Below are 8,969 nucleotides of genomic sequence, written 5' to 3'. Positions count from 1 at the left end.
CCGTTCGGGCGGTCCGTCCGTCGTTGAGCTTCGAACGAATGGACTAGATCACCTCATCATTTTGATGACCGGAAAACTTCCTCCTCGCTGCGTGGCCGAGCTTCTTGCCGGGGTTTGAGGTGATCGTTTAGAAGAATGTCCGCCAGATGTTCGGTCAGGCGCTGCGAGCCAATTGCGCCCAGGGACCCGCCTATGCCCGCCCGCGGCCATGTCCGACTGGTGGATCAACCAAATCCCGGACGTTCGTTCGCGAAAATCGTCCGATTGGGGGAGGTCCGATACCGGACATCCGGCCAACACTGAATCCGAACGGCGACGGCGGACCCGGTCTGTTGTCGATGAATCGCCGACCGGGGTGTAAGAACTGGCTTCGGCGCGACATAAAGAGGGCATGAAACCGATGGGGGATCCACTCGAGGCAGCCTTCACAGCCGCCTACGAAGCGCACTACGCGGCAGTGCTCCGCTACGCGAGCCGCCGGGTGGATCACAACCTGGCGCGTGACGTGACCGCCGAGACCTTCGCCGTCGCATGGCGCCGCCGGGAGGAACTGGCCTTCGACGAGATCCTGCCGTGGCTGTACCGCACGGCCGGACTGGTCACCGCCAACGACCGAAGGCGCGTGTACCGGCAGCAAGACTTGCACGTGAAGCTGCGGGCCGAGATCGACCCGCCGCCGGCCGGTGATCATGACGGCCTGAACGCCGAGGCCCGCCTGGCCGAAACGCTCGACGCATTGGCGACGTTGAGCGATGCCGACCAGCAGATCCTGCGACTGCACGCCTGGGAGGAACTCGACGGGCGGGCATTGGCAACAGCCGTCGGTTGCAGCACGACCGCGGCAGGAGTGCGACTGCACCACGCCCGCCGCAGACTGCAACGCGCCCTACGCAGCCGCGACCAGCCCACCTCCGCGGACTCGAAGCCAACTGCCGGCACAACCCCGACCGCGTGGCCGGGACCGACCTTCGAAGGAAGCCGCAATGCCTGAGCGCGACGCGATGCGGGATCTCCGCGAGATGAATCCCGTCCCACACACTGCCGAATCCACCCTCGACGCCCGCGCCAGTGCCGACCTGCACCGCATCCTGACCGGCGACCTGCAAACCGGCGACGCGAACCCCACCGCTCCCGGGCGTCGTCCAGGTATGAAACGGGCCCGCATCGGCGGCCTGACGCTCGTCCTGGCCATCGGGGGGTCGGCCGCAGCCCATGCAGCGGTCGGTGGCGGATCCGGCAGCCCGATCCCGGGCGGGCCCAACCCTCCCGCCGACAAGCAGGCCATCCAGCAGGCCTACGCTGCCCGGCAGGCCGCAGGCGAGGCGAACCCGGCTCCGAAGAACCCCGCAGCAGCCGCGGCCATCGCGCAGGCGGCCAATGCCCAGAACGGCCCAACCCAGACACCGCCCACTGGCATCCTGGACACACAGGAGGGTCCGTTCTCGGCCTCGAATTTCCTCGTCCAGAACGAGTGGCAGGGCCCGGTCGGCGGCAACTGGGTGGCGGTATACGCCGGGGAGATCATGCGAGGGGAGCAGGACCCCACAAAGGGCCAGCCCGGCCTGTACGTGTACGTCTACAAGAGCCCCGGGACCGGCACGCCCACCAGCCACACCTACCAGCAGGCGCCAGGAGCCGAGGGCGATACAGCCAAGATCCTCAGCGAGTCCAACGGTGCCCTGACCATCCAGACCTCCGGCGGAAGACAAAGCAAGTTCGACCCCGCGACAGAGAAGTTCGAGTAGCCCCCACCCGACACTTGCCGGCGAGGATCGCGACTCCATGTGATTGATCCGAGCGGCGCCCCAGGCGCCGCGAGGAACACGAGTAGCGCCGCATGCTGAGGAAGGCCCGTCGGACCCCGTCCGGCGGGCCTTTTCGCGCGCCACGACTCGCCGCAAGCGTTCACAGAAACCAAAAAGGCAGCACTCAGGGATTGCGCAGGCGCAGGCCCAAATATCTGACCAAGCCGCTTCCCCGGGGGGGTCTCGAAGGAGCGGTCGGCTGGGGGGCCGGAAGATGTCGAAGAAGTGGCTGCCGCTCGCGTCCGCGCTGACCGCGACAGGTGTCGCCGCGGTGCTGCTCGTCGCGACGCCGGGCGGCACGGTAGGGGTCGCGCACGCGGCGACCGCGACCGGCACGACCCACACGGCGAGTACCGCCAAGTCGGCCTCGACCGCGACCCGGACCGCGGCCACCCCGACGGCCCCGTCAGCCCCGTCGCTCAGCGCGAAGGCGGCGAAGAAGTTGGCCGAGTCGGCCGCGAACCGGGTGTCCTCGGCGATCGTGGACGTGGATGCCAGCAACTCGACGACCGGGGCGGCGGGCACCGGGATCGTGCTCACCGCTACCGGTGAGGTGCTGACCAACAACCACGTCGTCGCCGGCTTCGACCGGATCACGGCGACCGACATCGCAACCGGGAAGACCTACACGGCCAAGGTCGTCGGGACCGACCCGGCCGACGACATCGCGGTGCTTGCGTTGGTCGACGCCTCCGGCCTGCCGGTCGCGAGCCTGGCGACGAGCGCGCTGAGCGTCGGTTCGGCCGTGGTCGCGGTGGGCAACGCGAACGGGACCGGTGGCGCGCCGAAGTGGGCGTTGGGTTCGGTGACCGTTCTGGGCGCGTCGGTCACCGCGACCAACGAGGAGGGCAAGTCGCCGGAGAGCCTGACCGGGATGCTGAAGACGACCACGCCGATCGTTCCGGGCTACTCGGGCGGGCCGCTGGTGAACAGCGCCGGCCAAGTGGTCGGCATGGACACCTCGGGCCAGTTCTCGTCGCTGAGCAAGCCGGCGACCGCGGCCTACGCGATCCCGATCGCACAGGCGCTGGCCGTGGCGAACCAGCTGGTCGCCGCCGCGCAGTAGGCGGTCTCGGGGGGCCCGGCCGCCGGATCAGGCGGGAGCGCCCGCCAGCGCTCGGCCCGTCGGCGCGGTCTGCGGAGCGTCCGCGACCCGGCCCGGCGGCGGGATCAGCCCGATCACCAGGCGGACGACCGCGCACGCCATCCCGATGCTGACCAGAGTCCCGAACCGCACCCAGTTCGGCGAGGTGTCCTGCGCGTTGATCGCGATGATGACCGCCGCGCCGGCACCGAAGTTCCCGCCGAGCATCGTGATCGGGAAGATCGCGACCGTCCCCAGCGCCGACCACTTGTCCCTGGCCCGGTGCAGCAGGTTCGCGCACACCACCGCGAACGTGACGGTCTGCACGCCCTCCAGCACCGCGATCACGATGGGGTAGTGCCAGAGCCGGAACACGTGCGGGCCCCAGTAGGTGTAGGTGCCCATGTTGATGCCCGCGATCTCGAACACGCAGGACTCGAGGATCTCGATGCCGAACCACATCCAGAGCCGGTTCGGGGTCATCCTGCCGTCGTGGATCTCCTTGACGATGAAGATCGCCGGCAGGCCGTAGAGGATCACGTAGCCGCTGTAGGCCCACACCGGCTGCGGGATGTTGAAGATCGTGTACGTCTTCTGCATCCCGCGGCCGGAGTAGAAATACAGGTTGAACATCACGTCGTACAGCGGCTCGGCGAGTGCCCCGACCCCGGCGGCCACGATCATGCAGGCGTAGATGGGGTGCTTGGCCCGTCGGCTCATCCAGATCGACAGGCCGAACACCGCGGCGGTGATCACCCAACTGGCGATCGTCAGCACGTTCTGGCCGGCGTGGTTCAGGTGGTGGGCGGTGACGCCGGGCGGCGTGACGACCATGTGGGTGGCCCTTCCAATGCGATTCTTCGAAGGGCAGCAACGTAGGAGTTAGCCATCGCTAACGTCTAGAGCAAACGACTACTCCCCCACCAGGATCCGCACCCGGAACCGGCGCTGAGCGATCATGCAGTGCGGCTTCGAATGAAGGCACGGGGCGTCGGTGGTCGCGCTCAGGTGCGCCGTACCGCCTGTCGCGGCACGGAACTGCGCGGAGACCGGACCCGGTGCCGGGTAGCCGCCGACGTGCGCGGTCGGTGTCAGCACCTCCGGGGCGTCGCTTTCGGGCGCGTCCCAGGACGGGCCGCCCGACGACGGCAGGTTCACGACGACCAACGTGCCTCGGCGGATGATGTACGACCGGCCGGAGTCCTGGACGGTCAACGTGAGCACGCTCTTGCCGGGCGGTGGCAACTCGCCGGCCCGGGCCGCGGCCGGGCCTGTGCAAAGCAGTGCCGCGGTCAGCGCGACCAGCGCGGCGCAACGACCTCCGGACAAGCTTCCGACCCCCTCCCGTCGCCGGCACCGGTACGCGAGGGACCCTCGCGAACGGCCGGGACATTCATCACAGCAAGGCATCCATTGCGGTGCAAATCCCGACATCGGTACGACCGGCCCGGATCGGACCCGCCAGAATGGGGCGTCCCACGTGAGCCGGTCGGAAGCAGGTCCATGCGTCTACGCAACCCGCAGTGGTTGGCCGTCGCGGCCGCCGTCGCGGTTCTGAGCAGTGTCGCGGGCTGCGGCTCCGGCTCTGCGCACCCGACGCCGTCCACGAAGGCGCTCCCGCCGACCGCTGCCGATGCCCACGCGGTGGCCCAGGCCCTGGCCGCGCTGCCGGACAAGCCTGCCGACTACGTGGCGACCGACGTGCGCTCGGCAGTGACCCCGCAGTTGGCCACCGCGCTGCCCACCGGTGCGACGCTGTCCGCCGACGAGGCCACCTGGCACCCGGACGGGCTCGACGGCGGCACGATCACGGTCACGATGACCGCGCCCGGCACCCCGCCGGCGGTCTTCAGCGCCGTGATGATCAAGGAGCCGAGCGGCTGGAAGGTCGTCGGGACGATGCCGATGAACCCAGGCGCCCCGCCCGCCGCCACCGGCACCGCGCCGGTCGCGCCGCCTGCGCAGGCGCCGGCCGAGAACCCGCCCCCCACGCCGAAGGCCAAGAAGCACAAGAAGGCCGTCCCGAGCCCCAGTCCCAGCGCCGACCTCGGATCGACCCAGTGAGCCGTACCCGGTTCGCCGCCGTCACGATCGCCGCCCTGAGCCTGCTGGCCCCCGCTGCGGCACTGGCCCGACCGGCCGCGGCCGCCGTGCCCACCGCCGGCCCCCCGTCCGCGTCGAACTGCGGGCAGGTGCAACTGGCGCCGGTGCTGGCCAGCGACCCCGGCGACAACGGCTCGGCGATCACCCCGCAGCCGGACCGCCGCGGTGTCTACGTGCCGATCATCATGGTCCCGGACTGGACCGGCCTGGCCACCCATGACGACTCCCGGACCGGCGACTTCTCCGCGCCGCTGGACATGAGCAGCACGGGCAACCCGCCGGCCGCCTCGCGCGCATCGCTGATCGGGACCCTGCAGCAGATCCCCGGCGCGGCCGTCTACACGTTCGACTACCGCAAGAGCGCCGGCAAATGGGTCGATGACCCGGGTATCGGCCCGGCGCTCGGCGACGCCATCGACTGCCTCACCGCCGACCTCGGCCAGAAGGCCATGCTGGTGACCCACGGCCTCGGCGGCGTGGCCGCCCGCTGGGCGGTGGCGGGCAACGTCGCCGGGCACGACCGCGGCGACAAGGTGAGCGACGTCATCGGCTACGGCTCCCCGCAGCAGGGTTCGCAGATCGCCGACCTGCTGAACACCGGAGTCGGCATCACCGCCTCCGAGCCCCGGACCATGCTCCGACTGCTGATCGGCGCCTGCGCCGGGCTGGCGCCGACACCGCTGGACCCCCGTTCGCCCTGCGGGTTCCTGCCGGCGCAGGCGCAGGCGCTCGGACTCGGCGGCGGCGACGGCTACCAGGCGACCTCGCAGCAGCAACAGAGCCTGCAGCCCTACCCGGCCGGTGTGAACGTCGACTCATTCGCCGGTGACGTCACGGTCAAGGCGCCGGCGCTGGGCTGGTTCAACGCCCGGCCGTTCCGAACCGACGCGATCCCGATGGGCGACCTGGTCGCCTCCGCGGCCTCGACCACCGCCGGAGCGCACACCCAGCTCCGGGCCGGGTGCTCGTTCGCCACCACGGCGTTCGGCACCGGCTCGCAGAGCGTCGGCCTGGCGCTGACCAACGCGAACGCGGCGGCCGCCGGGCCGTGGGCCTCCACCGACCAGCCGTGCTACTCCGCCGACCTGCCCAGGGTCTCGGAGTTCGCCGACTCGTTGACCCAGATCGTCACCAAGGAGATCCGCAACCGGCAGCCGCTGCTGTCCAGCGAGGTGCAGTCGCTGCCGGTACCCGAGCTTTGCGGCCACCCGGCGGGCAACCTGGTGAACGGGAAGCTGCCGAACGTCGACCCGACTCAGGGCTATGTCGCGCTGGCCGCCTCCCTGGACCCGAACCGGACTGGCGACTACATCGCCTACGGCGACATCACCCACGACAGCGTCCCGGACACAGTCGTGGTGCTGCAGTGCAGCGACTCGAGCAACGTGGTGCAGCAGATCGTCGCGGCCTACGACAGCCAGGGCACCGCGCTCGGCGTGATCGCGCTGGACCAGATCACCAAGCAGCCGCGCAACGACATCTACTCGGTCAAGGTCGCCGGCGAGCAGGGCGAGATCCGGTGGCGGACCACCCGCCCGACCGACTCGGCCTGCTGCCCGACCGTCGACGCCTACGCGACGTTCACCTGGGACCAGACCGCCGGGCTGAAGGCCGGCACGCTCCAGTCCTACAACGAGACGATCCCGGCCGGGCAGCTGATGGACTTCGCCCGGACCGCGAACACCGGCAAGAAGGCCCTGCAGTTGGTGGCCTCGGCGGACATCCTGAACGCGATGATCGCGGCCAACCGAGACACCGCCGCGTTCGAGTCCCTGACCTGTTACGGCCCGTCGCCGGCCGACACCAGCTGGCCCAAGGAGGCCCTGACCGAGTACGGGCAGACGTGGCCGCCGAACGACGGGATCCAGCACGGCGACCGGTTCTGCCTGATCAAGCTGAGCTCGCAGAGCGCCACGGCCGCCTCGGCGAACCCGGCGGCGCCGGGCGCCCCGCCCAACCCGCAGGAGCCGGAGCGCTACGCCCTGCTCGGCATGCAGCACGCCGGGTTCAAGTCCTGGAAGGCCGTGGAGTTCCGGATGCCGAACGGTCAGGTGACCACCCCGGGCGGCTCGCAGCCCGGCGGCCCCATCGGCGGCGGCGGGGGCGGGTTGTTCGGGGGCGGCGGGCCGCTCGGCGACTTCGGTCCGCATCAGCGCCGGTCGCCGTAGCGCCCCGGGAACGGAAGAGGACTTCGGCCCGGCCGGGCGACGACCCGGCCAGAGCGAAGTCCTCGACCTGCGCCGCGGGGTGCGTCCCCAGCGTCGGCCCGGTCCGCGGTGCAGCCGGCAGCCGTCGCGGCCTCACGCGACGATCACCTGATCCGCATTCGGCCGGCGCCCGACGCCGGTTTGGTGGAGTTTGTCGCCGCCGCGCGGACTCCTCAGGCCGCGGCCCAGACCTCGACCAGGCCGCGGGGTGCCGTGTGCCCGACGAGCCGGTACCCGTTGGCCAATGCGGCCCGGGTGGCGGCCAAGGCGGGGGCCGCAGCCCCCGTCGCGCGGTCGACGCCGACCAGCAGCACGAAGGCGATCGGCGCCCCGGTCAGGCGGCGGGCGCCGTCCAGGTCGACCCGGGGCGGGACCTGCTCCAGCCCGGTGAGCGTGGGGTCCACGGCTCGGCGCAGGTCACGGTCGGGCCGGAAGCGGGCCGGGAAGTAGTCGAACACCGCCTCGTAGTGGCCGACGTCGATCGAGGCGGAGCGCACGGCCAGTTCGGAGGACAGATGCCGCAGCGGGTCGGCGTGCGGGTTGCGCCCGGCGGACGGCGTGAACTCGGCGAAGCGCAGCGCGATCAGCGTCGAGCCGGGCCGCAGGAATTTGGCCGCCGAGACGTATTCCGCGGCCAGGCGGTCCTCCCGTCGCAACTCGGGCAGGCGGACGGCGCCCAGAGCCGCGGTTGCCACCAGGCAGGCCCCGACTGCCGCCGCCGCCCACCGGGTCGGGATCGGCCGGGCGAGCAACCAGAGCAACCCGAACAGGATCGGGAACACACTGAGCCGTTCGCCGATGAACCCGAACGCGGTCCCCAGGTCCTCCGGGGCGAGCAGGAACAGTCCGACGGCCGCGCAGGCCGCCAGAGCGATCGACTCAACAGCCTCAGCCGGGGGCGCGGCCCGCCGGGTGGCGACGGCAATCGCGAACAGCACCGCCGCCAGCGCGCCGGCCACCACGTTGTCCGCCCGCGTCCAGGTGACCAACTGGGTGTGCAGGCTGATCAGCCCGCCGAGCGCCCCGAACGGTCCGGCCCAGTGCGGCGCGCCGCTCCCGGAGCCGTGGACCAGGTAGGCCCCGGTCAGCCCCAGCCCCGGCGCGGTGGTGAGCGCCGGGGGCAGCAGGCGCCGCGGTCGGATCGCCACCACCACGGCGCCGAGCAGGACCAGCGCCGCCACGAAGCCGAGCAGGTGGGTGAACCAGGTGGCCGTCAGCAGCACACCGAGCGCCACGGTGCGGGTGGGCGTCCAGGCCGGGGCGGCCCGCAGCGCGACACCGGCCGCGCCCAGGCACAAGGCGGTGGCCAGGCAGAAGTTGTGAAAGCCGTAGACGTAGAGGTAGTTGAAGGCCAGCGGCAACGCCGCGATCCCGGCCCAGCCGCATTCCGGGCGCAACGCGGTGATCGCGTACCGCAGGCCCAGCGGCAGAGCCACCACGCAAGCCATCAGGACCGTGCGCGCGGCGGCGTCCGGCCCGAACAGTCGGATCAGGCCGGCCAGCAGCAGGCTGGTGGACAGGTTCGGCGTCGGGAACCAGTCGAGGCGGTAGTACTCGCCGAAGACGGCGACGTCGCCGTGCCGGGCGATCACGTCGCCGCCGAGCAGGTGGGCCGGGCCGTCCACGGTGTGCGGCGGGAAGACCGCGACGGTCGCCCCGGCCACCAGCAGCGGCAGCCAGAACGCGGACTCGGTCAGGACCCGTGCGCTTCGCAGTCGCTCACTCGGGCTGCCTAGCACGTGCCAATTGACCCACGCGCCGCCGAGGCGA

8 protein-coding genes are annotated in these 8,969 nt (G+C 71.2%); 5 read left to right on the top strand and 3 right to left on the bottom strand.

Features of this window, described 5'->3' with window-relative positions; translation table 11 throughout:
- The first annotated feature begins 400 nt into the window (after positions 1-400).
- The 3 genes from VHU88_20925 to VHU88_20915 all read left to right on the top strand — a co-directional run bounded on the left by VHU88_20925 (position 401) and on the right by VHU88_20915 (position 2,871).
- On the top strand, positions 401-991 hold the full coding sequence (locus VHU88_20925) for a sigma-70 family RNA polymerase sigma factor (GenBank protein ID HEX3614161.1): 591 nt from the start codon (positions 401-403) through the stop codon (positions 989-991).
- Positions 984-1,745 (top strand): hypothetical protein, encoded by a 762-nt coding sequence (locus VHU88_20920; protein ID HEX3614160.1) that lies wholly within the window; start codon positions 984-986, stop codon positions 1,743-1,745. The genes VHU88_20925 and VHU88_20920 overlap by 8 nt, the downstream gene beginning before the upstream one ends.
- Positions 1,746-2,019: 274 nt before the next feature.
- A complete protein-coding gene (locus VHU88_20915) occupies positions 2,020-2,871 on the top strand; it encodes a trypsin-like peptidase domain-containing protein (GenBank protein HEX3614159.1) in 852 nt (283 codons plus the stop codon).
- Positions 2,872-2,898: 27 nt separating this feature from the next.
- Here VHU88_20915 and VHU88_20910 read toward each other — a convergent pair whose 3' ends face one another.
- Together VHU88_20910 and VHU88_20905 are read right to left on the bottom strand one after the other, a co-directional pair.
- On the bottom strand, positions 2,899-3,723 hold the full coding sequence (locus tag VHU88_20910; protein HEX3614158.1) for a hypothetical protein: 825 nt from the start codon (positions 3,721-3,723) through the stop codon (positions 2,899-2,901).
- A gap of 78 nt (positions 3,724-3,801) precedes the next feature.
- The gene (locus tag VHU88_20905) at positions 3,802-4,218 is read right to left on the bottom strand and encodes a hypothetical protein (GenBank protein ID HEX3614157.1); all 417 of its coding nucleotides are present in this window, start codon (positions 4,216-4,218) and stop codon (positions 3,802-3,804) included.
- 174 nt (positions 4,219-4,392) lie between these two features.
- Between VHU88_20905 and VHU88_20900 the strand changes: the two genes are divergently transcribed.
- Positions 4,393-4,953: a hypothetical protein gene (locus tag VHU88_20900; GenBank protein ID HEX3614156.1), complete on the top strand. Its 561-nt coding sequence runs from the start codon at positions 4,393-4,395 to the stop codon at positions 4,951-4,953.
- A complete protein-coding gene (locus tag VHU88_20895; protein HEX3614155.1) occupies positions 4,950-7,160 on the top strand; it encodes a hypothetical protein in 2,211 nt (736 codons plus the stop codon). The genes VHU88_20900 and VHU88_20895 overlap by 4 nt, the downstream gene beginning before the upstream one ends.
- A gap of 212 nt (positions 7,161-7,372) precedes the next feature.
- Here the strand turns inward: VHU88_20895 and VHU88_20890 are convergent, their stop codons facing one another.
- Complete coding sequence (locus tag VHU88_20890; protein HEX3614154.1) at positions 7,373-8,938, bottom strand: hypothetical protein; 1,566 nt, start codon at positions 8,936-8,938, stop codon at positions 7,373-7,375.
- Positions 8,939-8,969 lie beyond the last annotated feature (31 nt).

The organism is Sporichthyaceae bacterium (assembly GCA_036269075.1).
Lineage (GTDB): Bacteria > Actinomycetota > Actinomycetes > Sporichthyales > Sporichthyaceae > DASQPJ01.
Note: the sequence above shows the minus strand (reverse complement) of the source record. Positions and strands in the feature narration are given on the sequence as shown.